Source organism: Candidatus Pseudomonas phytovorans, from assembly GCA_029202525.1.
GTDB lineage: Bacteria > Pseudomonadota > Gammaproteobacteria > Pseudomonadales > Pseudomonadaceae > Aquipseudomonas > Aquipseudomonas phytovorans.
In genome coordinates this window covers 5,538,910-5,561,376 of sequence record CP119325.1, presented here as the reverse complement: position 1 = coordinate 5,561,376, position 22,467 = coordinate 5,538,910, and the positions used below count along the sequence as shown (strand labels likewise).

Here is a 22,467-nt window from a genome sequence, read left to right as displayed (position 1 = left end):
GGCGATGAACGACTTGCACCCCCGCGCCGCCTCCGCGCACAACGTCAAGGGCGCCTTGTACCTGCAGTTTCGCCTCAGGGAGCAGCGCTTTGCCCTGAGCGTGCACGAGGTGATCGAGGTGCTGCCGCGCCAGCCGCTCAAACCGATTGCCCAGGCACCGGCCTGGGTTGCGGGCATCCTCGCTCATCGTGGCCAACTGGTCCCGGTGATCGACCTGGCCGCGCTGAGTTTTGGCCAGCCGGCGGCGCACCGCACCAGTACCCGCCTGGTGCTGGTGCATTATCGCGGCAGCCTGCAGCTTGGCCTGATCCTGGAGCAGGCCACCGAGACCCTGCGTTGCAACCCCGACGAGTTCCAGCCCTATGGCGTGGGCAGCGGCGAAGCCCCGTATCTAGGCCCGGTACGCCAGGATGCCCAGGGTCTGTTGCAGCGCATCGAAGTCAACGACCTGCTGCCTGATGCCGTGCACCACCTGCTGTACACGGATGAGCCGACAGGGATGCCGACATGAACGAGCAGCGTTTCTTCCGTTTCCTGCGCGAACGTATTGGCCTGGACGTTGAGTCTGTGGGCGCGCCCATGGTCGAACGCGCGCTGCGCCAGCGTTGCGTGGCCGTGGGCGCCATCGACCTGGACGATTACTGGCTGCGCCTGCAGCAGTCCAACGATGAGCAACAGGCCTTGATCGAGGCCGTGATCGTGCCGGAAACCTGGTTCTTCCGTTACCCCGAATCCTTTACCGCCCTGGCCAGCCTGGCGCACAAACGCCTGGCTGAACTGGCCGGGGCGCGCCCACTGCGATTGCTCAGCCTGCCATGTTCGACCGGTGAGGAACCCTATTCGCTGGCCATGGCGCTGCTCGACGTCGGGATTGCGCCGGCGGCATTCCTGGTTGATGGCATGGACATCAGCCCCAGTTCGGTGGCCAAGGCCGGGCAGGCCCTGTATGGCCGCAATGCTTTCCGTGGCAGCGAACTGGGCTTTCGCGAGCGCTTCTTCGATGTTGTCGACGAAGGCCACCGGCTGCACGAGCGGGTACGCCAGCAAGTCGGTTTGCAGGTAGGCAATGTGCTCGACCCCGCGCTGGCCAGCCGTGATGGCCTGTATGACTTCGTGTTTTGTCGCAATCTGCTGATCTATTTCGACGTGGCGACCCAGCAGCGGGTGTTCGAAGTGCTCAAGCGCCTGCTGCACCCGCAGGGTGTGTTGTTTATCGGCCCGGCGGAAGGCAGCTTGTTGGCACGCCTGGGCATGCGCCCTTTGGGGATCGCCCAGTCGTTTGCCTATGTGCGTCATGAGGGCGCCAGCGCTCCGGTGGCCGTTTCACCGACCCAACCGGCCAGGCGTACGTTGCCGACGCAGGTCGCGCCGAGCTACTCGCTGCCAGCCGTGCCCTTGCCGCGCCCAGTGAGTGTGCTGCCGACGGCGGCCAAGGCCGCGCCGCCTCGCGAGACCAAGCACGAAGGAACCGCCGAACTGTTGGCCAGCATTGCCCGGCTGGCCAATGCCGGCGCCAGTGAGCAGGCCCGTGCTGAGTGCCAGCGCTACCTGGGCCAGTACGCACCGTCTGCGCAGGTCTACTACTGGCTGGGGTTGCTCAGTGACACCGAAGGCGATGCGCAGCAAGCGCTAACCCACTATCGCAAAGCCCTGTACCTGGAGCCGCAGCACCCCGAAGCGCTGGTGCATCTGGCGGCCTTGCTGGCGTCCCAGGGTGACCTGGCCGGGGCCCGGCGCCTGCAGGAGCGGGCGGCGCGGGTTGGCCGGGAGCCTGAACGATGAACGGTGAATCCGCGATGCAACTGTTGGCCGAGGATGACGCGCACATCGACGACTGCTGGAACCGGATTGGTGTGCACGGCGACAAGCAATGCCCGCTGCTGGAGCGGCATGTTCACTGCCGCAATTGCGAGGTGTATGCCACTGCTGCCACACGGTTGCTTGACCGCTACGCGCTGATGCAGGAGCACCAGGCGGCGACGTCGCAGCCGGTCGAGGAAAACACCGGCCGCTCCATGCTGCTGTTCCGCCTGGGCGAAGAGTGGCTGGCGCTGGCCACCGCCAGCCTGGCCGAAATTGCCCCGTTGCAGGCTGTGCATTCGCTGCCGCACCAGCGCTCGCGGCTGTTGCTGGGGGTTGCCAATGTGCGCGGTGCGCTGGTGCCGTGCCTGTCACTGGCCGACTTGCTGGGGGTTCAGGCCGACACGACCGACCAACGTAGCGGTCGGGCGATGCCACGCATGCTGATTCTGGCCGCCGAAGGTGGGCCGGTAGTGATGGCCGTTGAGGAAATCGACGGTATTCACCGCCTTGACCCGCTGCTGCTGGGCAGCGGCCAGGATGCCACACGCTTCACCGCCGCCGTCTTGCAATGGCGCGGGCGCAGCGTGCGGGTGCTGGACGATCAACACTTACTGTCTGCCGTGCAGCGGAGCCTGTCATGACCCCAGAGCAAATGCGCGACGCATCGTTGCTCGAACTGTTCAGCCTGGAGGCCGAGGCGCAGACCCAGGTGCTCAGCGCTGGCCTGATGGCACTGGAGCGCAACCCTACCCAGGCTGACCAGCTAGAGGCCTGCATGCGCGCGGCCCACTCGCTGAAGGGCGCGGCGCGGATCGTTGGCGTGGATGCCGGCGTCAGCGTCGCCCACGTCATGGAAGACTGCCTGGTAGCGGCGCAGGAAGGCCGCTTGCGCCTGAGTGCCGAGCACATCGACGCGCTGTTGCAAGGCACCGACCTGCTGATGCGTATCGCCACACCCGGCGACGGCGAGGCGCAGGCGACCCTGCCGGTATTCCTGGCGCAAATGGCCAGCCTGCTCGACCCTGGGGCTGTGGCCATGCCTGCCGTGCCGCCACCCGTGCCAGTGCTGCCAGACCTGCCGCTGGCACCCTTGCCAGCCGAGCCTGCGGCGTTGCCAGTGGAAACCCTGGAACCGGACTCCGAACCGGCCCCGCGGCGCAAGGTCGGCAAACGCGGCGGTGAAGGTGCCGAGCGGGTACTGCGGGTCACTGCCGACCGCCTCAACAGCCTGCTCGACCTGTCCAGCAAGTCGCTGGTGGAAACCCAGCGGCTCAAACCCTACCTGGCCACCTTGCAGCGCCTCAAGCGCATGCATGGCCAGGGCATGCAGGCGCTCGACGGCCTGCGCATGCAGCTGGAAGACACCGGCCAGGGCAGCGAGGTGCTGGAAGCCCTGACCCAAACCCAGCGCCTACTGGCGGAAACCCAGCAGATCCTGCAGCAGCAGGCCGCCGACCTGGACGAATTCGGCTGGCAGGCCAGCCAGCGGGCCCAACTGCTGTACGACACCGCCCTGGCCTGCCGAATGCGCCCGTTCGCCGATGTGCTGACCGGCCAGAGCCGCATGGTGCGTGACCTTGGCCGCTCGCTGGGCAAACCGGTACAGCTGGCGGTGGACGGAGAAAAAACCCAGGTCGACCGCGATGTACTGGAAAAGCTCGAAGCGCCGCTGACACACCTGCTGCGCAACGCGGTTGACCACGGCATCGAGCTGCCGGAGCGTCGCCTGCTGGCGGGCAAGCCAGAGGAAGGTGTGATCCGCCTGCGCGCTTCGCACCAGGCCGGCATGCTCAGCCTGGAGCTGATCGACGATGGCGCCGGCATCGACCTGGAGCGCTTGCGCAGCAGCATCGTCGAGCGTGCCCTGTCGCCTGCCGACACGGTGGCTCGCATGAGCGAAGCTGAACTGCTGACGTTCCTGTTCCTGCCCGGCTTCAGCCTGCGCGACAAGGTTACCGAGGTGTCGGGGCGCGGTGTCGGTCTGGATGCCGTGCAGCACATGATTCGTGAACTGCGGGGTTCGATCGAACTGACCCAGGTGGCGGGGCAGGGCTGCCGCTTTCACCTGCAGGTGCCGCTGACCCTGTCGGTGGTGCGCAGCTTGGTGATCGAGGTGGGTGGTGAGGCCTATGCCTTCCCGCTTGCCCACATCGAACGCACCCTGGAAGTGACCACCGAGCAGATCGTGCAGATCGAAGGCCGCCAGCATTTCTGGCACGAAGGCCGGCTTATCGGCCTGGTGGCGGCCAGCCAGTTGCTCAATCGCCCTGCCGGGCAAAGCGAAGAAGCCAACCTGCGGGTAGTGGTGATTCGTGAACGCGAGCAACTGTATGGCGTGGCCGTGGAGCGGCTGGTAGGTGAGCGGGTACTGGTGGTGATGCCACTCGACCCACGGCTGGGCAAGGTGCAGGACATTTCTTCCGGCGCCTTGCTCGATGACGGCTCGGTGGTACTTATCGTCGATGTCGAAGACCTGCTGCGTTCGGTAGAAAAACTGCTCAGCACCGGCAGCCTGGAGCGCGTCGAACGGGGAACCAGCAGCGCCCGTGGCGTGCCGCGCAAGCGTGTCCTGGTGGTCGACGACTCGCTGACCGTGCGCGAGCTGCAACGCAAGCTGCTGGGCAACCGCGGCTACGAGGTGGCGGTGGCGGTAGATGGCATGGACGGCTGGAACGCCTTGCGCAGCGAAGACTTCGACCTGCTGATCACCGACATCGACATGCCGCGCATGGACGGTATAGAACTGGTCACCTTGGTGCGCCGCGACCAGCGCCTGCAATCCCTTCCCGTGATGGTGGTTTCCTACAAAGACCGTGAGGAAGACCGACGGCGTGGCCTGGATGCTGGCGCCGACTACTATTTGGCGAAAGCCAGTTTCCACGATGATGCGTTGCTGGAAGCTGTAGTCGAGCTGATCGGAGGTGCTCAAGGATGAAGATCGCCATCGTCAATGACATGCCCATGGCCGTCGAGGCGCTGCGCCGGGCGGTCGCCTTCGAGCCCGCGCACCAGGTGGTGTGGGTGGCCAGCAACGGCGCCGACGCGGTGCAGCGTTGCACCGAGCAACTGCCGGACCTGATCCTGATGGACCTGATCATGCCGGTGATGGACGGCGTGGAGGCCACCCGGCGGATCATGGCCGAAACCCCGTGTGCCATCGTCATCGTCACGGTTGACCGCAAGCAGAATGTGCACCGGGTGTTCGAGGCCATGGGCCATGGCGCCCTCGACGTGGTCGACACCCCGGCGCTGGGCGCGGGCGATGCCCGCGAAGCGGCGGCACCGCTGCTGCGCAAAATCCTCAATATCGGCTGGCTGGTCGGCCAGCAGCGCACCCCGGCTGCAAGGCCGGTGGCTGCGCCGTTGCGCGAGTCTTCGCAGCGTCCCGGGTTGGTGGCGATCGGCTCGTCTGCAGGTGGGCCCGCGGCGCTTGAAGTGCTGCTCAAGGGCTTGCCGAAGGCGTTCCCGGCGGCCATCGTGCTGGTCCAGCATGTGGATCAGGTGTTTGCCGCAGGCATGGCCGAATGGCTCAGCAGCGCTGCCGGCTTGCCGGTGCGGCTGGCTCAGGAAGGCGAGCCACCGCAGCCAGGGCAGGTATTGCTGGCAGGCACCAACCACCATATCCGGCTCCTGAAAAACGGCCAACTGGCCTACACTGCCGAACCTGTCAACGAAATCTACCGCCCCTCCATTGATGTGTTTTTCGAGAGCGTGGCGCGGTACTGGACCGGCGATGCAGTGGGCGTGTTGCTTACCGGCATGGGCCGCGACGGTGCCCAAGGCCTCAAACTGATGCGCCAGCAGGGCTTCCTGACCATTGCGCAAGACCAGGCCAGCAGCGCCGTCTACGGAATGCCCAAAGCTGCTGCGGCGATTGAAGCCGCAGTGGAGATCCGCCCGCTGGAACGAATAGCCGGGCGCTTGACGGAAATTTTCGCAAAATGACGAAGTGTATTGAATCACGCCGCCAGGCCGGCAGTGATCGGGTGAACAGGTATGAATGAATTACCGATCGAAGGTTTTGCCACCACCAACGAAAACTCGGCGATGGTGCTGCTGGTCGACGACCAGGCCATGATCGGCGAGGCGGTGCGGCGCGGTCTGGCCAATGAAGACAACATCGACTTCCACTTCTGTGCCGACCCGCACCAGGCGGTGGCCCAGGCCATGCGCATCAAGCCCACGGTCATCCTCCAGGACCTGATCATGCCCGGCCTGGACGGCCTGACGCTGGTGCGCGAGTACCGCAACAACCCTGCCACCCAGGACATCCCGATCATCGTCCTGTCGACCAAGGAAGATCCGCTGGTAAAGAGCGCGGCATTTGCCGCCGGGGCCAACGACTATCTGGTCAAGCTGCCGGACACCATCGAACTGGTAGCACGCATTCGCTACCACTCGCGCTCGTACCTCACCCTGTTGCAACGCGACGAGGCCTACCGCGCCCTGCGCGTCAGCCAGCAGCAGTTGCTCGATTCCAACCTGATGCTGCAGCGGCTGATGAACTCCGATGGCCTCACCGGGCTGTCCAACCGCCGCCACTTCGACGAATACCTGGAGCTGGAATGGCGCCGGGCCATGCGCGAGCAACAGCAGTTGTCGCTGCTGATGGTCGACGTGGACTACTTCAAGGCCTACAACGACAGCTTCGGCCACCTGGCCGGCGACGAGGCCTTGCGCCAGGTGGCCGAGGCGATCCGTGGCTCGTGCTCGCGGCCGACCGACCTGCCGGCCCGCTATGGCGGTGAGGAGTTTGCCCTGGTGCTGCCCAATACCTCGCCAGGCGGGGCGCGCCTGGTGGCCGAGAAGCTGCGCCAGACCGTGCTGGGCCTGGGCATCCCGCATACCGCGCCGGCGGCCGATGCGCGCCTGACCGTGAGCATTGGCCTGGCCACCCAGACCCCGGCCGTCGGCAGCCACTGCCGGCAGTTGATCTCGGCGGCGGACAAAGGCCTTTACCAGGCCAAGAACAGCGGGCGCAACCAGGTCGGCATCGCCTGACGAGAGGTGCGCGAATGTGACCGCCCGGCGGGTCTGCCGCCGGGCAGCGGACTCGGTTATACTCCCGGGCTTTTCACCGAATTCGCACGAGTAGCCAGCCCATGGAAATCCAACCGATCCTGAACACCATCAAGGACCTCACCGAGCGTTCCCAGTCCATTCGGGGGTATCTTTGACTACGATCACAAGCATGACCGCCTGATCGAAGTTAACCGCGAGCTGGAAGACCCTAACGTCTGGAACAAGCCTGAGTACGCCCAGGCCTTGGGCCGCGAGCGTGCCATGCTGTTGCAGGTCGTCGAGACCCTGGACAAGATGGCCAACGGCCTGGCCGACTGCAAGGACCTGCTCGACATGGCCGTCGAGGAAGATGACGAAGGCGCCGTCAGCGACGTCGAGACCGAGCTGCAGGGCCTGGAAGAAGCCCTGGCCAAGCTTGAGTTCCGTCGCATGTTCAGCGGCGAGATGGACCCGAACAACGCCTACCTGGACATCCAGGCCGGCTCTGGCGGTACCGAGGCGCAGGACTGGGCCAACATCCTGCTGCGCATGTACCTGCGCTGGGCCGACAAGCGTGGCTTCGACGCCACCATCATCGAGCTGTCCGAAGGTGAAGTCGCCGGTATCAAGGGTGCTACCGTGCACATCAAGGGCGAGTACGCCTTTGGCTGGCTGCGCACCGAGATCGGCGTGCACCGCCTGGTGCGCAAGAGCCCGTTCGACTCCGGCGCCCGTCGCCACACCTCGTTCTCGGCGGTATTCGTGTCGCCCGAGATCGACGACAAGGTCGAGATCGATATCAACCCGTCCGACCTGCGCATCGACACCTACCGCTCCTCCGGTGCCGGTGGTCAGCACGTGAACACCACCGACTCTGCGGTGCGTATCACCCACGTACCGACCAACACCGTGGTGGCCTGCCAGAACGAACGTTCCCAGCACGCCAACAAAGACACCGCCATGAAAATGCTGCGGGCCAAGTTGTACGAGCTGGAAATGCAGAAGCGCAACGCCGCCTCGCAGGCGCTGGAAGACAGCAAGTCGGACATCGGCTGGGGCCACCAGATCCGCTCCTACGTGCTGGATGACTCGCGCATCAAGGACCTGCGTACCGGCGTCGAACGCAGCGATTGCGGCAAGGTCCTGGACGGGGACATCGACCAGTACCTGGAAGCGAGCCTCAAGCAGGGGCTGTAAGCCGTACACCACTGCCGCGATACCAGGCCACTTGCCGGTATCGCGTGCCCTGCCCGAAAAGGGCAACGAATACCTGATGGAAAGAATGACGACATGAGCGACCTCAAGACCGAATCGCAAGACCTGCAACAGGAAGAAAACACCCTGATCGCCCTGCGCAAGGAAAAACTTGCCGCCGAGCGTGCCAAGGGCAATGCCTTCCCCAACGACTTCCGTCGCGACAGCTACTGCAACGACCTGCAGAAACAGTACGCGGACAAGACCAAGGAAGAGCTGGAAGCAGCCGCGATCCCGGTCAAGGTTGCCGGCCGTATCATGCTCAACCGTGGCTCGTTCATGGTGATCCAGGACATGACCGGTCGCATTCAGGTCTACGTCAACCGCAAGACCCTGCCGGAAGAAACTCTGGCCGCCGTCAAGACTTGGGACCTGGGCGACATCATCAGCGCCGAAGGCACCTTGGCCCGTTCCGGCAAGGGCGACCTTTACGTCGAGATGACCAACGTGCGCCTGCTGACCAAGTCGCTGCGTCCGCTGCCCGACAAGCATCACGGCCTGACCGACACCGAGCAGCGCTACCGCCAGCGTTATGTCGACCTGATGGTCAACGAAGAAACCCGCCACACCTTCCGGGTGCGCTCGCAGGTTATCTCGCACATCCGCAAGTTCCTCATTGATCGTGACTTCCTTGAAGTCGAAACGCCGATGCTGCAGACCATCCCGGGCGGCGCGGCGGCAAAACCGTTCGAAACCCACCACAATGCGCTGGACATGGCCATGTTCCTGCGTATTGCGCCGGAGCTGTACCTCAAGCGGCTTGTTGTTGGTGGGTTTGAGAAAGTGTTCGAGATCAACCGCAACTTCCGTAACGAAGGTGTCTCGACCCGTCACAACCCTGAATTCACCATGCTCGAGTTCTACCAGGCTTACGCCGACTACAACGACAACATGGACCTCACCGAAGAACTGTTCCGCGAGCTGGCGCAACTGGTGCTGGGCAGCACCGATGTGCCGTATGGCGACAAGGTATTCCACTTCGGTGAGCCGTTCGTGCGCCTGTCGGTGTTCGACTCGATCCTCAAGTACAACCCTGAGCTGACCGCAGCCGACCTGCAAGACGTCGACCGCGCCCGCGACATCGCCAAAAAGGCCGGTGCCAAGGTGCTGGGCCACGAAGGCCTGGGCAAGCTGCAGGTGATGATTTTCGAGGAGTTGGTCGAGCACAAGCTGGAGCAGCCGCACTTCATTACCGAGTACCCGTTCGAAGTTTCGCCGCTGGCCCGTCGCAACGACGACAACCCGGCTGTTACCGACCGCTTCGAGCTGTTCATCGGTGGCCGCGAAATCGCCAACGCCTACTCCGAGCTCAACGATGCCGAAGACCAGGCCGAGCGCTTCCTGGCCCAGGTGGCCGAGAAGGATGCCGGTGACGACGAAGCCATGCACTACGACGCCGACTTCGTCCGTGCGCTGGAGTACGGCATGCCGCCAACCGCCGGTGAAGGCATCGGCATCGACCGCCTGGTGATGCTGCTGACCAACTCGCCGTCGATTCGCGACGTGATCCTGTTCCCGCACATGCGCCCACAGGCCTGAGTGCAGTGAAAAAGCCGCCTTTCGAGGCGGCTTTTTCTTGCCTGAAGCTTTATGTTGTCTGTACCGGCCTCTTCGCGGGTAAACCCGCTCCCACAGGTACTGCACAGATCCTGAGTACAGTGGGATCCCTGTGGGAGCGGGTTTACCCGCGAAGAGGCCGGCACTGTCGAAACACTGTCCATGAGGTATGCCCCGTGACACCCGCCATGCCTGACCAAGGCGCCGCCGGCATCGCCACCGCCGTCGCCGAAAGCGTGCAATACCAAGGCCGCAAGACTGCCCGCCAAGGCAGCGAACAGCGCCGTCAGCTGATTCTCGACGCCGCCATGCGCATCGTTGTGCGTGATGGTGTGCGCGGTGTGCGCCACCGCGCCGTGGCCGCCGAAGCCGCTGTGCCATTGTCGGCCACCACCTACTACTTCAAGGACATCGAGGACCTGCTCACCGATACCTTCGCTCAGTACGTCGAGCGCAGCGCCGCCTACATGGCCAAGCTGTGGGCCAACACCGAAGTGGTATTGCGCCAGATGCTGGCCCAGGGCGACGGCAGCCCGCAGGCTCGGGCTCGGCTGGCTGACGAAGTGGCGCGCATGACCGCCGACTACGTTCAGCGGCAACTGCTGAACCGCCGCGACTTCCTGATGGCCGAACAGGCCTTTCGCCAGGAGGCGCTGCTGTGCCCGCGCCTGGCTGAGCTGGTACGTGCCCACGAGCAGATCCTGCTGCACGGCACCCGGCAGTTGCTGCAGGTGGTGGGGTCGCGGCAACCGGAACAGGACGCGCAGATGTTGACGGCGATTATCGAGCAGATGGAATATCAGGGCCTGCTCAAGGATGCGAACGCGCAAGCCGATGGGCAGATGCTCGCTATGCTTACCCGATACCTGCAGCTGGTGCTGGCATCGGCCTGAGCCGAGACCGATTTTTCAAGGAGAACCTGATGAAAGCCTGGCGTGTGGTGTTGTTGACTCTGTCATTCCTGCTGCTGGGCGGTTGTCTGGTGACCTTCCACGAGCCCTTGCCCGGCAACCAGGCGGCGCCCAAGGCCCTGCTCGGCAAGTGGAGCAGCAAGGACGCCTGGGGCGAGCCGTTGAAGCTGAGCATCAGCCGCAGCGGCAGCGATGCCTACAAGGCGGTGGCCACGGCCAAGGGCAAGGCCCCTGAGGAATACGTGTTCACCGTGTCGCGCCACGGCAACCGCTGGTACCTGTCGGCTGGCGTGCCCAAGCGCCTGGGTGGCAACTTCCTGATCGGTGGTTTCGACATCGTCGATGGCAAGGAACTGGTGCTCTACAACCTGGATGTCGAGCAGGTGCAGCAAGCGGTGGACAAGAAGGAACTGACCGGGCGCAGCACCGAGGTGCCTGAGGACAACGGCGACGGTGTGCTGATCGACAGCCCGTCGGCGCGGGTGCTGGCCTACCTCGACGACCCGGCCAACTCGGACCTGTTCGTCGAGGTGGCGCGGTTTCAGCGGCCTGGTAAGTAGTCACCTGTCCTGGCCTCTTCGCGGGACAAGCCCGCTCCCACAGGTATTGCACCTGGCTTGAAACCATTGGGGTCCTTGTGGGAGCGGGCTTGTCCCGCGAAGAGGCCGGCACTGGCAAAGCAAGGCTTGTATCTTGTTCTAGAAAGGAGTCCCCAGTGGACGATTACCAGCAAACCATCCGCGTCCTGTCTGACCGCATCGTCGCGGCGCAGACCCCGATCCGGGTTCTGGACGCGGTGAAGTGGGACGACAATATCCGCCAGGGCTTCCTCAAGGCCAAGGGCAAGGAGCCGCCGGCTGTCGACCGCGCCTATTACCAGTCGCGCCCGCTGTCGTTCGACTCCAGTGCGGTGAAGGCCGAGTTCCAGGGCATCGAGCGCGACATCATTCGCCAGCTCGGCCAGTTCAACCCGGTCGGGCAGATCATGAAGCGCATGTGCCGCGAATACCGCATGGTGGTGCGCATGCTCGAAGCGCGTGGCACCGAGGACTTCGGCCTGATCTCGCAGGAACTGTATGGTGCAGCCTCGGATGCCTTCCACGCCGGTGATCCGACTCTGGCCGACCTCGGCATGATGTTCTCCGACTACCTGAACAACATCGACGGCCGTGGCGACCTCAAGGACGAACCAAAGAATCTGACTGCCAAAGAGGCCGTGGACATTCTCCAGCGCCGGCTGAACAAGGTGTTCGGCGAGGCGGAGGAAACCATTCGCGTATTCGAGTCTGACGGCATCGTCGCCGATGCTGCGGCCGGTGCCGACTACATCAAGGTGCGCGCCGACGCCATGTTCAACGCCCGCGACGTGCGCGCCCTGGAGGTGCACGAAGGGCTGGTGCACGTCGGCACCACACTGAACGGCCAGAACCAGCCGATCTGCACCTTCCTGGCCAAGGGCCCGCCCTCGTCGACGGTGACCCAGGAGGGCCTGGCCATCCTCATGGAAGTAATCGCCTTCGCCTCGTACCCCAGCCGCCTGCGCAAGCTCACCAACCGCACCCGCGCCATCCACATGGTCGAGGAGGGCGCCGATTTCTTGCAGGTGTTCGATTTTTTTCGTGAGCAAGGCTTCGAGATGGCGCAGAGCTACAGCAATGCCAGCCGGGTATTCCGTGGCTCGGTGCCCAATGGCCTGCCATTCACCAAGGACTTGTCCTACCTCAAGGGCTTCATCATGGTTTACAACTACATTCAGTTGGCCGTGAAGAAGGGCAAGCTCGAACAGATTCCGTTGCTGTTCTGCGGCAAGACAACCCTGGAAGACATGCGCACCCTGCGCCAGTTGGTCGAGGAGGGTTTGGTCGAACCGCCCAAGTACCTGCCCGAACAGTTCCGCGACCTGAACGCCCTGTCGGCCTGGATGTGCTTCTCCAACTTCCTCAACCATCTGAGCCTGGATCGCATTGAAGCCGATTACGCGAACATTCTCTGAGTGCTGCCGCCTGCTGGCCCTGGGCTTGGTCCTGCTCAGCCTGGGCGGCTGCAGCAGCTTGCTGTTCTACCCCGAGCGTGGGCAGGCCTTTACCCCTGAGCGGGCGAAGCTGGAATACCGGGATGTCACCCTGACCACAGCTGACGGCATCCGCCTGCACGGCTGGTGGCTGCCGGCCAAGGCCAAGGCCGGGGTCGAGGTCAAGGGCACGGTGCTGCACCTGCACGGCAACGGCGGCAACCTGCCCGGGCACCTGGGCGGCAGCTACTGGCTGCCGGAGCAGGGCTACCAGGTGTTGATGATCGATTACCGTGGCTATGGCCTGTCCCAGGGCACGCCGAGCCTGCCGGAGGTATACCAGGACATTGCGGCGGCCATGGCCTGGCTGGACCAGGCGCCTGAGGCCAAGAGCAAGCCACTGGTGCTGCTGGGGCAAAGCCTTGGCGGCGCGATGGCCATCCACTACCTGGCGGCCCACCCCGAACAGCGCCAGCGCTTCAGTGCCTTGGTGTTCGACGGCGTGCCAGCCAGTTACCGTTCAGTCGGGCGCTTTGCCCTCAGCACCTCGTGGATGACCTGGCCGCTGCAGGTGCCGCTGTCGTGGCTGGTGCCGGACGGCGACAGTGCGATCCGTTCGGTCGAGCAGCTCAGTAGCCCGCCCAAGCTTTTTTTCCACAGCATCGACGACAACCTGGTGCCGCTGGAAAACGGCATCCGCCTGTACCAGCACGCACCACCACCGCGGGTGCTGCAACTGACCCGTGGCGGTCACGTGCAGACCTTTGCCGACCCCACGTGGCGCCAGGTGATGCTGCGTTTCCTTGACGACCCTGGCCATTTCAACGGCCTGCGGCGCCTGGCCGAAGTGCCCAATTACCCTGACGAGAAGAACAAGCAATGAGTGAAGAACGCAACGCCATCCCGCTGATCCTGACCGGCGTCGGCAGCATCATCGTGACGGTGGGGGCCTTGTGGTACTACGGTTACCTGCATTTCGCCAAGCCCGAGGATGCCCTGTTGTTGCAGGACTTCACCATGCTCAAGACCATCCCGGGCGAGGACTACAAAGTTTCGCTCGACCCTGCGCCGCAAGTGGCCCAGTGCGTCGATGGCGTGCTGGTGCTGTTCGACACTGAGCAGAAAGGCCTGACCGGCGTGCTGGTGGACAACCGCAAGCGTGCGGTGCGCTGCATGGGCGAGGAAACCCCACAGCAGGTGCAGTGAGTCGGCATCTTCATAACCTGCTCCGGCCTCTTCGCGGGCTCGCCCGCTCCCACAGGTGTAGCGCTTGGTTCGAAACTGGCACCGTCCCTGTGGGAGCGGGCGTGCCCGCGAAGAGGCCGGCACAGGCCCTGAAAATCTGAAAGGCTATTCCAGTCGCGAACGGGCAGAGTCATAAACATCGCTTCGTTCTCGCTTGCCCACGGCAATGACAATCACCACTACACGCTGATCAACAACCCGATAAACCAGTCGATAGCCCGCTGATCTCAGCTTGATTTTGTAACAGTCCGCCATACCAGAGAGTCTGTCTTTCTCGACTCTGGGCTCAGCCAGTCTTTCCTTCAGCTTTCTTGCAAACTGAATTTGCAGCTCACCATCCAGTTTTCGAAATTCCTTCCTCGCCCGCACATCGAACTCAAGGTCGTAACTTCTTGCTTCCTTCGGCTTCGGCGATGAGCTCATCAATATCCACTCTCACAGTGGGCCCATCGCGTCGCTGACGGACAAGCTCAGCCAGTTGCATGTCGTCGATCAATTCCATCATCGCTTCATAGCGTTCTGGCGGAACCGCATAGAACGCCGGTTCGTTGCGATTGAGGATGACCACGGTTTCACCGGCAGCTTCGCGGATAGTGCCCATAGGGTCTTTCTTCAGGTCTGTGATGGATGCTGCCAGATCGGCAAGAACCGGATAGGTCATAGTTGTATCAACCGATGTGTGTGATTAGCGGTGACGAAAGTGTAGTGCCTCAAAGAGTGCTTTTAAAGGTGCTTTTTTGTTGTCGCGCATGAAAAACCCCGCCATGAAGGCGGGGTTCAGGGTTCAGGGTTCAGGGTTCAGGGTTCAGGGTTCAGCTAGCCAGCCTTACTGCTGCACCTGGCTCACTGCACGCGGTGCCACCGGCTGGTTGTCGTTGGAGATGGTGACCTCCACCCGACGGTTTTGCGCACGTCCCGAGTTGCTGCCGTTGTCGGCTACCGGGTACTCCTTGCCATAACCTTGCGAAACGATGCGCGCCGGGTCGACGCCGGCACGCACCAGCGCCATGCGCACGGCGCCAGCGCGGCGCTCGGACAGGCTCTGGTTGTAGTTGGCCGAGCCGACGCTGTCGGTGTAGCCCTCGACAATCACCTTGCGCTCCGGGTTTTCCTGAAGGAACTGGGCCAGCTTGGTGACGTTCGGGTAGGCATTGCTCTTGAGCTCGGCTTTGTTGAAGTCGAACAGCACATCGCCAAAGGTCACCAGCGTACCGCGGTCGGTCTGCTTGGCATTAAGGCTGTCCTGCAGCTTGGCGATCTGGGCGTCGCGGGCATCCAGCTTGGCCTGTGCGCGTTGGGCCGAGGCGTTTTTCAGTTCGCCTTCGGCGGTGCGCAGGGCAATGGTCTGCTTGGCCACTTCAACGCGCTGGTTGGTCAGGTAGGCCAGTTGGTCGACCTGCTTCTGGTCTTCACGGTCCATGAAGGCCTTGTCGGCTTTGTTCAGCCAGTCCTGGGCGTCCTTGGTCTCCAGCGCCGCGACTTTGCTCGATTGCGGGTCGCTCTGCAGCGCGGAGAAGTTGGTGCGGGCCGCTTCCAGGTTGGCGTTAGGGTCGTGCGAGCAAGCAGCAAGACCAACGCTGAGGGCCAGCAGGGCGGGAATCATGACGTAGTTGCGCATAGTGTTCATCCTTTGATCGTGTGCGAAGGCTAAGGTTGGCGGGGCAGGGCTCATTGAGCGCTGCGCAGGCCTTCCTCACGTACGTCCTGGACGCCTTGGCGGGCATCCTGCACAGCCTTCTGGGCCTTGGCTGCCTGGGCCTTGCGTTCGGCGAGGCGTGCGTCCCATTCGGCCTGTTGGGCCAGGCGCTTGGCGTCGTCGTACTTTTTGTCATGCATGGCAATCTCGGCCTGCTTGAACTTGTCCTGTGCCGCTTTCATTTCCACGGCAGCAAACTCGGTGCCGCCAGCGCTGACGGCAGAGTTCACGGCGGACTGGGTAACGGCATACTGCTCGGTAGGCGGGTTGCCCGCGCAGCCGGCCAGGACCAGGCTACTGCCCAGCGCCAGCGCGGCCAGCTTGAACCCGCGCACATGAGTGGATGACAGTTTGCTGGTGCGGGTATTCATGGTGGTCAGTTCCATTGGATCACTCCTGATTACGACGATGTCCGTAGCAGTCCATCGCTTATTCCCTGACAAAACCGCGCGCTTCAGCTGAACGGTGCACGAGGGCAGGTGTGCAGGGTTTTAGCGTGATGGCTATTGGCTCCGACTCGAACGTTTTTCGAATAGTTCAGAAAAAAGTGCGGGACACGGGCAAGTATTTCTGACTGATCGGTCAGCGCGATTTAGCTGGAACTTTCGCTGATTGGAGCGGTATTCCGGGCCTTGGCCAGGCCCGGAACGGGGGGCGGGTATCTAGTTTTCGCTGTCGTTGCCGGTGGTGCTCAGGCTGTGCAGATGCTGCCGCGAGAGGGACAGAAAGCGCGGCGTAGAGCCAACATCCTCGTACAGAGGGTCGCCTTCTTCATCGGTGGCGATGACCCGGTGGCCCTGCACATAGGGGAAGCTTGCTTCCAGTTCTTCAAGGGCGGCGGCGACCAGCTCGCCGAGCAGTTCCTCGGCGGTGCGCTTGGGGTACATGTCGATCAGTGCGGCCAGGCGCGCCTCGGACTCCAGGTCCAGATGCAATACATGGCCCGTGCGGCTGAGGGGGCCGGCGGCATTCTGATCCCAGTGCTGGGCGAGTTCACGGATTTTCATGATGACCTCTGGTTACGCCTGCTAAGGCTGCATTGCATCGGAGTGCTGTGCTTTCACTTTAGTTTGGTTTGGCCGGTCACGGCTTGCCATTGCCGCACAGCTGGGGGCACTCTTCGGCAGAGTTGTGTACAGGAGTGCGCCAGAGCCGCGCCAAAGAGAGGGCCAATGACCGATATCGATGTGCGTTTGCGTGAAGATGTCCATGTGTTGGGTGAGTTGCTCGGCGAAACCATTCGCCAGCAGCACGGTGATGCGTTCTTGCAGAAAATCGAGGACATCCGCCACAGCGCCAAGGCCGACCGCCGCGGCCCTGGCGAGCAACTGTCCTCGACACTGGCCGACCTTGCCGAGGAAGACTTGCTGCCCGTGGCCAGGGCCTTCAACCAGTTCCTCAACCTGGCCAACATGGCCGAGCAGTACCAGTTGATCCGCCGCCGCGACGCCGGCCAGCCCGAACCCTTCGAGGCCTGTGTGCTGCCCGAGCTACTGGCGCGCCTGAAGCAGGCCGGGCACCGCAACGATGCCCTGGCCCGGCAGCTGGCCAAGCTGGATATCCAGCTGGTGCTCACCGCGCACCCCACCGAGGTGGCCCGCCGCACCTTGATCCAGAAGTACGACGCCATCGCCGGCCAACTGGCAGCCCAGGATCACCGCGACCTGACCCCGGACGAGCGCCAGCAGGTGCGTCAGCGCCTGCGTCGGTTGATTGCCGAGGCCTGGCATACCGAAGAAATCCGCCGCACCCGGCCAACCCCGGTAGACGAAGCCAAGTGGGGCTTCGCGGTGATCGAGCATTCGCTGTGGCACGCCATCCCCAGCCACCTGCGCAAGGTCGACAAGGCCCTGCTGGACGCCACCGGCCTGCGCTTGCCGCTGGAAGCCGCGCCAATCCGCTTTGCCTCGTGGATGGGCGGTGACCGTGATGGCAACCCCAATGTGACTGCCGCCGTCACTCGCGAAGTGCTGTTGCTGGCGCGCTGGATGGCCGCGGACCTGTTCCTGCGTGACATCGATGCACTGGCGGCCGAGTTGTCCATGCAGCAGGCCAACGATGCTGTGCGCGAACGGGTCGGCGAAAGTGCCGAACCCTACCGCGCCGTCCTCAAGCAATTGCGCGACCGCCTGCGGGCAACCCGTGCCTGGGCGCATTCGGCCTTGACCAGCAGCCAACCGGCCAGTGCCGAAGTGCTGGTGGATAACCGCGACCTTATCGCGCCGCTGGAGCTGTGCTACCAGTCGCTGCACGAATGCGGCATGGGCGTGATCGCCGAAGGCCCGCTGCTCGACTGCCTGCGCCGGGCGGTCACCTTCGGCCTGTTCCTCGGGCGCCTGGACGTGCGCCAGGACGCCGCCCGCCACCGTGACGCGCTGACCGAAATCACCGACTACCTCGGCCTGGGTCGCTATGCCGATTGGGACGAAGAGCGCCGCATCGAATTCCTTCAGGCCGAGCTGAAAAACCGCCGCCCGCTTTTGCCCGCGCACTTCAGGCCGCAGGCAGACACCGCCGAGGTGCTGGCAACCTGCCGGGAAGTTGCCGCCGCGCCGGCTGCTTCGCTGGGCTCCTACGTCATTTCCATGGCCGGTGCCGCTTCGGATGTGCTGGCGGTGCAATTGCTGCTCAAGGAAGCCGGGCTGACCCGCCCCATGCGTGTGGTACCCCTGTTCGAAACCCTGGCCGACCTGGACAACGCCGGCCCGGTCATGCAACGCCTGCTCGGCTTGCCGGGCTATCGCGCCGGGCTGCGCGGCCCGCAGGAAGTGATGATCGGCTACTCCGACTCGGCCAAGGACGCCGGCACCACGGCGGCGGCCTGGGCGCAGTACCGGGCCCAGGAAAACCTGGTGCGCATCTGCGCCGAGCACCAGGTCGAACTGCTGCTGTTCCACGGCCGCGGCGGTACGGTAGGCCGCGGTGGCGGCCCGGCCCACGCGGCGATTCTGTCGCAACCGCCGGGGTCGGTGGCGGGTCGTTTCCGTACGACCGAGCAGGGCGAAATGATTCGTTTCAAATTCGGTTTGCCGGGCATCGCCGAGCAAAACCTCAACCTGTACCTGGCCGCTGTGCTCGAAGCGACGCTGTTGCCACCACCACCTCCGCAGCCGGCCTGGCGCGAGGTGATGGACCAGTTGGCTGCCGATGGCGTCAAGGCCTACCGCAGCGTGGTGCGCGACAACCCCGATTTTGTCGAATACTTCCGCCAGTCGACGCCAGAGCAGGAACTGGGGCGCCTGCCACTGGGCAGCCGCCCGGCCAAGCGCCGCGCAGGGGGGATTGAAAGCCTTCGGGCCATCCCGTGGATCTTCGGCTGGACCCAGACCCGGTTGATGCTGCCGGCCTGGCTGGGCTGGGAAACTGCGCTGAGCAACGCCCTGGCCCGTGGCCAAGGTGAGCTGCTGGCGCAGATGCGCGAGCAATGGCCGTTCTTCCGCACCCGCATCGACATGCTGGAAATGGTCCTGGCCAAGGCCGATGCGCAAATTGCCGAGGCCTACGACGAACGTCTGGTGCAACCGCACTTGCTTCCTTTAGGTGCGCACCTGCGCGACCTATTGTCGCAGTCTTGCCAAGTGGTGCTGGGCTTGACCGGCCAGCCGGTGCTACTGGCGCACAGCCCGGAGACGCTGGAATTCATCAGCCTGCGCAACACCTACCTGGACCCGCTGCACCGCCTGCAGGCCGAGTTGCTGGCCCGCTCGCGCAGCCGCGAAGCCGCTCTGGACAGCCCGTTGGAGCAGGCCTTGCTGGTGACCGTGGCGGGTATTGCCGCCGGGTTGCGCAATACCGGCTAAAGGTGTGCCCAGGCCCGTCAGGGTGAGTGGCGTGCCGGGCATGCACGGGTAAGGGGAGGGTGGTTGCGCCGGGCGCAACCACTTGCCCGGTCGCCCACAAGTGGCGCATTCCTGCAACTTTGGGACGCTTGTATGGCTGCCGGGCGCTGTGTATCTTGAGCAGCCTTCTGACCGATTTATGGTCATACCCGATTTTCCGGACTTGGCCCTGTTTGCCGAATCCATTGAATTTCATAAAAAAATTTGAGGAGCACGAGATGCGCGTAATTCTGCTGGGAGCTCCCGGGGCCGGTAAAGGTACTCAGGCAAAGTTCATCACCGAAAAGTTCGGTATTCCACAAATCTCCACCGGTGACATGCTGCGTGCCGCCGTCAAGGCCGGCACCCCGCTGGGCCTGGAACTGAAGAAAGTCATGGATGCCGGCCAGCTGGTTTCCGACGACCTGATCATCAGCCTGGTCAAGGAGCGCATCGCCCAGCCTGATTGCGCCAACGGCTGCCTGTTCGACGGCTTCCCACGCACCATCCCGCAGGCCGAAGCCATGGTCGCTGCCGGTGTCGACATCGACGCTGTGGTCGAAATTGCCGTGGACGACGAAGAAATCGTCGGCCGCATGGCTGGCCGTCGCGTGCACCTGGCTTCGGGCCGCACTTACCACATTCAGTACAACCCGCCGAAAGTGGAAGGCAAGGACGACGTGACTGGCGAAGACCTGATCCAGCGCGACGATGACAAGGAAGAAACCGTCCGTCATCGCCTGTCGGTCTACCACACCCAGACCAAGCCGCTGGTGGACTTCTACCAGAAGCTGTCGGCTGCCAATGCCGGCAAGCCGAAGTACAGCCACATCGAAGGTGTCGGTTCGGTCGACGCCATCACTGCCAAGGTCCTGGCAGCCTTGAGCTGATCAGCGCCTGACGCACATCGACAACGGCCCGCTTGCGGGCCGTTGTTGTTTCTGAAACGCACCTTGGCTGCCTTGACACGTTCCCTGTGGGAGCGGGCGTGCCCGCGAAGAACCCAACGCGGTGGCTGGCACCGGCTGCGCCGGTGTTCGCGGGCGCGCCCGCTCCCACAAGGAAGTCGTCAGCCCGCCAGGTCATGATCCATGCCCACACAGCGCCCCTTCGGGACACAACGCCGTCGCTGCTCTATACTGCCGCTCTTTTCCCTCTGCACCTGGATACCCGTTCGATGACCACCCTGCTGGCCCTGGATACCGCCACCGAAGCCTGTTCCGTCGCGCTGCTGCATGACGGCAAGGTAACCAGCCATTACGAGGTGATCCCGCGTCAGCACGCGCAAAAACTGCTGCCGATGATCAAGCAGTTGCTGGCCGAATCCGGCGTCGCGCTGAATGCACTGGATGCCATCGCCTTCGGCCGTGGCCCGGGCGCATTCACCGGCGTGCGTATCGCCATCGGCGTGGTCCAGGGCCTGGCCTTCGCGCTGGAGCGCCCGGTGCTGCCGGTGTCCAACCTGGCCGCACTGGCCCAGGGTGCCTTGCGCGAGCACGGCGTGCAGCAGGTGGCCGCGGCCATTGATGCGCGCATGGATGAAGTGTACTGGGGCTGCTACCAGGCCACAGCGGGCGAAATGCGCCTGGTCGGCCGCGAAGCGGTGTTGCCGCCCGAGCAGGTAGCGCTGCCAGCAGACAGCAATGGCGAGTGGTTCGGTGCCGGTACCGGATGGGGCTATGCCGAGCGGCTGGCGGTTCAGGTGGCGGCCAGCAACCCCGGCGCCTTGCCCAATGCGCTGGATGTCCTTAGCCTGGCCACTTTCGCCTGGGCGCGTGGCGAGGCAATCGTCGCCGAGCAGGCACAACCGGTTTATCTGCGCGATAATGTAGCTACGCCCAAAAAGAGCTGAGTGCTGTTCGTCGGTTATCGCCGATCACGCTAAAACCTTTTATGCGATCTGTGGTCCAGTTATCACTCAAGCATTAGCGACGGAACCCTGATGCTGTTAAATTGCCATCATTGATCCCGAGTGCTCATGCCATGCGTATCGACGGTTTCTCATCGCAGTCCTACCCGGTCAAGCGCACCCCGCGCAAGGCAGCGGTGCGTGACGAGGCCATCGACGACGCCGAAGTCATCGAAGAGGCCGAAGCGGCCCCGCAGGAAGCCACCGCCCGCCGTCGCAGCGGTGGCCTGCCAGCCCGCCCGCAGGATATGGTCTTCCCCCGCGCCCGTGACCGCCGTACCGCCACCGCATTGGCCAGCTACCTGAGCACCGCCGGTTTCACCGACTGGGACATGGAAGTACTGGGGCTCGACCTGTACATTTAGTGGATGAGTTCATCACCACTGCCTTATTTTCTCGGTTGCCCGTCATGGAGCGAAAACGCCTGGCGCGAGTACCTGTATCCCAGCGACGCTAACAGCAATGAAATGCTTGGCCTCTACAGCCAGGTGTTCAACGCCGTCGAGGGCAACACCACCTTTTACGCTCGCCCCGCCCTTGGCACCATTGCCCGCTGGGCGCAGGTGATGCCCGACCACTTCCGCTTCACCGCGAAGTTTCCCCGGGACATCAGCCATGAGGGTGATTTGCGTGAACAGCTTGAGCCTGCCTTCGACTTTACCCGGCTGATGGCCCCGCTGGGCAAGCGGGTATCGCCTTACTGGCTGCAGTTGCCGGCCCGGTTCGGCCCTGCACGCCTGGGCGAGCTTTGTCATTTCCTCGACGAGATAGCCGTGCCGGTGGCCGTGGAAGTGCGCAACCCGGCGTTCTTCGCAAAGGGTGAAGAGGAGCGGCTGCTCAACCGCGTGCTACTTGAACGCGGCGTGGAGCGCATCTGCCTCGACCCACGTGCGCTGTTCAGTTGCACGTCGCGCGACGCCGCTGTGCTGCACGCGCAGTCGAAGAAGCCTAAGGTGCCACCACGCCCTGCGGCTTTCAGCCAGCACCCACAAGTGCGTTTTATCGGCCATCCGGAACTGGCAGCCAACGAGACGTTTCTCACCCCGTGGGTGGACAAGGTAGCCAGCTGGATCGAGGAGGGCCGCAGCCCCTATATTTTCCTGCACACTTCGGACAACCGCCTGGCCGCAGCGCTGGCTCAACATTTTCATCAGCGGCTGATGCAGCGGCTGCCGGGCCTTGCCGCGCTGGCGGAATTGCCACGCGCCCCCGAGGTCGAACAACTGGGGCTACTCTGACCTTTCCTGAACTGCCGGAGGTTG

At 63.7% G+C, this 22,467-nt stretch carries 23 protein-coding genes; 18 read left to right on the top strand and 5 right to left on the bottom strand.

What is annotated here, in order from left to right:
- Positions 1-4 precede the first annotated feature (4 nt).
- The 13 genes from P0Y58_24540 (at position 5) to P0Y58_24480 (ending at position 13,743) form a co-directional block, all read left to right on the top strand.
- The gene (locus P0Y58_24540; protein WEK30020.1) at positions 5-511 is read left to right on the top strand and encodes a chemotaxis protein CheW; all 507 of its coding nucleotides are present in this window, start codon (positions 5-7) and stop codon (positions 509-511) included.
- Positions 508-1,782: a tetratricopeptide repeat protein gene (locus P0Y58_24535; protein ID WEK30019.1), complete on the top strand. Its 1,275-nt coding sequence runs from the start codon at positions 508-510 to the stop codon at positions 1,780-1,782. The genes P0Y58_24540 and P0Y58_24535 overlap by 4 nt, the downstream gene beginning before the upstream one ends.
- Positions 1,779-2,444 carry a chemotaxis protein CheW gene (locus tag P0Y58_24530; protein WEK30018.1) on the top strand — a complete coding sequence of 222 codons (666 nt, stop codon included), beginning with the start codon at positions 1,779-1,781 and terminating at the stop codon, positions 2,442-2,444. Before P0Y58_24535 ends, P0Y58_24530 begins: the two co-directional genes overlap by 4 nt.
- Positions 2,441-4,738, top strand: coding sequence for a hybrid sensor histidine kinase/response regulator (locus tag P0Y58_24525; protein ID WEK30017.1), 2,298 nt, complete (start codon positions 2,441-2,443; stop codon positions 4,736-4,738). The genes P0Y58_24530 and P0Y58_24525 overlap by 4 nt, the downstream gene beginning before the upstream one ends.
- Positions 4,735-5,748, top strand: coding sequence for a Wsp signal transduction system protein-glutamate methylesterase WspF (gene wspF, locus P0Y58_24520; GenBank protein ID WEK30016.1), 1,014 nt, complete (start codon positions 4,735-4,737; stop codon positions 5,746-5,748). Before P0Y58_24525 ends, wspF begins: the two co-directional genes overlap by 4 nt.
- Positions 5,749-5,799: 51 nt before the next feature.
- The gene (wspR, locus tag P0Y58_24515; protein WEK30015.1) at positions 5,800-6,804 is read left to right on the top strand and encodes a Wsp signal transduction system regulator diguanylate cyclase WspR; all 1,005 of its coding nucleotides are present in this window, start codon (positions 5,800-5,802) and stop codon (positions 6,802-6,804) included.
- Between the two features lie 101 nt (positions 6,805-6,905).
- Positions 6,906-8,001 (top strand): peptide chain release factor 2 gene (prfB, locus tag P0Y58_24510; protein WEK30014.1). Its coding sequence is split into 2 segments (ribosomal slippage): positions 6,906-6,977 and positions 6,979-8,001, totalling 1,095 coding nucleotides; the frame shifts between segments, so codons are not numbered across the junction.
- A 93-nt stretch (positions 8,002-8,094) separates the two neighbouring features.
- Positions 8,095-9,597 carry a lysine--tRNA ligase gene (gene lysS, locus P0Y58_24505; protein WEK30013.1) on the top strand — a complete coding sequence of 501 codons (1,503 nt, stop codon included), beginning with the start codon at positions 8,095-8,097 and terminating at the stop codon, positions 9,595-9,597.
- Between the two features lie 206 nt (positions 9,598-9,803).
- On the top strand, positions 9,804-10,508 hold the full coding sequence (locus P0Y58_24500) for a TetR family transcriptional regulator (GenBank protein WEK30012.1): 705 nt from the start codon (positions 9,804-9,806) through the stop codon (positions 10,506-10,508).
- Between the two features lie 29 nt (positions 10,509-10,537).
- On the top strand, positions 10,538-11,086 hold the full coding sequence (locus P0Y58_24495) for a hypothetical protein (protein WEK30011.1): 549 nt from the start codon (positions 10,538-10,540) through the stop codon (positions 11,084-11,086).
- Between the two features lie 155 nt (positions 11,087-11,241).
- Entirely contained in the window at positions 11,242-12,519 is a 1,278-nt protein-coding gene (locus P0Y58_24490) for a flavohemoglobin expression-modulating QEGLA motif protein (GenBank protein WEK30010.1), read from the top strand.
- On the top strand, positions 12,491-13,420 hold the full coding sequence (locus tag P0Y58_24485) for an alpha/beta hydrolase (GenBank protein WEK30009.1): 930 nt from the start codon (positions 12,491-12,493) through the stop codon (positions 13,418-13,420). Before P0Y58_24490 ends, P0Y58_24485 begins: the two co-directional genes overlap by 29 nt.
- A complete protein-coding gene (locus P0Y58_24480) occupies positions 13,417-13,743 on the top strand; it encodes a hypothetical protein (GenBank protein WEK30008.1) in 327 nt (108 codons plus the stop codon). The genes P0Y58_24485 and P0Y58_24480 overlap by 4 nt, the downstream gene beginning before the upstream one ends.
- Positions 13,744-13,887: 144 nt before the next feature.
- Here the strand turns inward: P0Y58_24480 and P0Y58_24475 are convergent, their stop codons facing one another.
- The 5 genes from P0Y58_24475 to P0Y58_24455 all read right to left on the bottom strand — a co-directional run bounded on the left by P0Y58_24475 (position 13,888) and on the right by P0Y58_24455 (position 16,485).
- Positions 13,888-14,205 (bottom strand): type II toxin-antitoxin system mRNA interferase toxin, RelE/StbE family, encoded by a 318-nt coding sequence (locus P0Y58_24475; GenBank protein ID WEK30007.1) that lies wholly within the window; start codon positions 14,203-14,205, stop codon positions 13,888-13,890.
- Positions 14,159-14,443, bottom strand: a complete 285-nt coding sequence (locus tag P0Y58_24470; GenBank protein ID WEK30006.1) for a type II toxin-antitoxin system Phd/YefM family antitoxin — start codon at positions 14,441-14,443, stop codon at positions 14,159-14,161. The genes P0Y58_24475 and P0Y58_24470 overlap by 47 nt, the downstream gene beginning before the upstream one ends.
- Positions 14,444-14,608: 165 nt before the next feature.
- Positions 14,609-15,400: an OmpA family protein gene (locus P0Y58_24465; GenBank protein WEK30005.1), complete on the bottom strand. Its 792-nt coding sequence runs from the start codon at positions 15,398-15,400 to the stop codon at positions 14,609-14,611.
- A gap of 50 nt (positions 15,401-15,450) precedes the next feature.
- On the bottom strand, positions 15,451-15,864 hold the full coding sequence (locus P0Y58_24460) for a DUF4398 domain-containing protein (protein ID WEK30004.1): 414 nt from the start codon (positions 15,862-15,864) through the stop codon (positions 15,451-15,453).
- Between the two features lie 276 nt (positions 15,865-16,140).
- Positions 16,141-16,485 (bottom strand): pilin assembly protein, encoded by a 345-nt coding sequence (locus P0Y58_24455; protein WEK30003.1) that lies wholly within the window; start codon positions 16,483-16,485, stop codon positions 16,141-16,143.
- A gap of 165 nt (positions 16,486-16,650) precedes the next feature.
- Here P0Y58_24455 and ppc point away from each other — a divergent pair, with 165 nt between their 5' ends.
- The 5 genes from ppc to P0Y58_24430 all read left to right on the top strand — a co-directional run bounded on the left by ppc (position 16,651) and on the right by P0Y58_24430 (position 22,443).
- Positions 16,651-19,278, top strand: a complete 2,628-nt coding sequence (gene ppc, locus P0Y58_24450; GenBank protein ID WEK30002.1) for a phosphoenolpyruvate carboxylase — start codon at positions 16,651-16,653, stop codon at positions 19,276-19,278.
- Between the two features lie 257 nt (positions 19,279-19,535).
- A complete protein-coding gene (adk, locus tag P0Y58_24445) occupies positions 19,536-20,186 on the top strand; it encodes an adenylate kinase (protein ID WEK30001.1) in 651 nt (216 codons plus the stop codon).
- A gap of 287 nt (positions 20,187-20,473) precedes the next feature.
- Complete coding sequence (gene tsaB / locus P0Y58_24440; protein ID WEK30000.1) at positions 20,474-21,148, top strand: tRNA (adenosine(37)-N6)-threonylcarbamoyltransferase complex dimerization subunit type 1 TsaB; 675 nt, start codon at positions 20,474-20,476, stop codon at positions 21,146-21,148.
- 131 nt (positions 21,149-21,279) lie between these two features.
- Positions 21,280-21,570, top strand: coding sequence for a hypothetical protein (locus tag P0Y58_24435; GenBank protein WEK29999.1), 291 nt, complete (start codon positions 21,280-21,282; stop codon positions 21,568-21,570).
- A gap of 3 nt (positions 21,571-21,573) precedes the next feature.
- Positions 21,574-22,443 (top strand): DUF72 domain-containing protein, encoded by an 870-nt coding sequence (locus P0Y58_24430; GenBank protein ID WEK29998.1) that lies wholly within the window; start codon positions 21,574-21,576, stop codon positions 22,441-22,443.
- The last annotated feature ends 24 nt before the right edge of the window (positions 22,444-22,467 follow it).

What these genes read in the sequence shown, in the direction of transcription:
- P0Y58_24430 (WEK29998.1), top strand. Translation starts at nt 21,574, where the DNA reads ATGAGTTCATCACCACTGCCTTATTTTCTCGGTTGCCCGTCATGGAGC.
- P0Y58_24525 (WEK30017.1), top strand. Translation starts at nt 2,441, where the DNA reads ATGACCCCAGAGCAAATGCGCGACGCATCGTTGCTCGAACTGTTCAGC.
- wspF (WEK30016.1), top strand. Translation starts at nt 4,735, where the DNA reads ATGAAGATCGCCATCGTCAATGACATGCCCATGGCCGTCGAGGCGCTG.
- P0Y58_24500 (WEK30012.1), top strand. Translation starts at nt 9,804, where the DNA reads ATGCCTGACCAAGGCGCCGCCGGCATCGCCACCGCCGTCGCCGAAAGC.
- ppc (WEK30002.1), top strand. Translation starts at nt 16,651, where the DNA reads ATGACCGATATCGATGTGCGTTTGCGTGAAGATGTCCATGTGTTGGGT.
- P0Y58_24480 (WEK30008.1), top strand. Translation starts at nt 13,417, where the DNA reads ATGAGTGAAGAACGCAACGCCATCCCGCTGATCCTGACCGGCGTCGGC.
- P0Y58_24435 (WEK29999.1), top strand. Translation starts at nt 21,280, where the DNA reads ATGCGTATCGACGGTTTCTCATCGCAGTCCTACCCGGTCAAGCGCACC.
- P0Y58_24470 (WEK30006.1), bottom strand. Translation starts at nt 14,443, where the DNA reads ATGACCTATCCGGTTCTTGCCGATCTGGCAGCATCCATCACAGACCTG.
- P0Y58_24465 (WEK30005.1), bottom strand. Translation starts at nt 15,400, where the DNA reads ATGCGCAACTACGTCATGATTCCCGCCCTGCTGGCCCTCAGCGTTGGT.
- tsaB (WEK30000.1), top strand. Translation starts at nt 20,474, where the DNA reads ATGACCACCCTGCTGGCCCTGGATACCGCCACCGAAGCCTGTTCCGTC.
- lysS (WEK30013.1), top strand. Translation starts at nt 8,095, where the DNA reads ATGAGCGACCTCAAGACCGAATCGCAAGACCTGCAACAGGAAGAAAAC.
- P0Y58_24475 (WEK30007.1), bottom strand. Translation starts at nt 14,205, where the DNA reads ATGAGCTCATCGCCGAAGCCGAAGGAAGCAAGAAGTTACGACCTTGAG.
- wspR (WEK30015.1), top strand. Translation starts at nt 5,800, where the DNA reads ATGAATGAATTACCGATCGAAGGTTTTGCCACCACCAACGAAAACTCG.
- P0Y58_24530 (WEK30018.1), top strand. Translation starts at nt 1,779, where the DNA reads ATGAACGGTGAATCCGCGATGCAACTGTTGGCCGAGGATGACGCGCAC.
- adk (WEK30001.1), top strand. Translation starts at nt 19,536, where the DNA reads ATGCGCGTAATTCTGCTGGGAGCTCCCGGGGCCGGTAAAGGTACTCAG.
- P0Y58_24495 (WEK30011.1), top strand. Translation starts at nt 10,538, where the DNA reads ATGAAAGCCTGGCGTGTGGTGTTGTTGACTCTGTCATTCCTGCTGCTG.
- P0Y58_24535 (WEK30019.1), top strand. Translation starts at nt 508, where the DNA reads ATGAACGAGCAGCGTTTCTTCCGTTTCCTGCGCGAACGTATTGGCCTG.
- P0Y58_24455 (WEK30003.1), bottom strand. Translation starts at nt 16,485, where the DNA reads ATGAAAATCCGTGAACTCGCCCAGCACTGGGATCAGAATGCCGCCGGC.
- P0Y58_24460 (WEK30004.1), bottom strand. Translation starts at nt 15,864, where the DNA reads ATGGAACTGACCACCATGAATACCCGCACCAGCAAACTGTCATCCACT.
- P0Y58_24540 (WEK30020.1), top strand. Translation starts at nt 5, where the DNA reads ATGAACGACTTGCACCCCCGCGCCGCCTCCGCGCACAACGTCAAGGGC.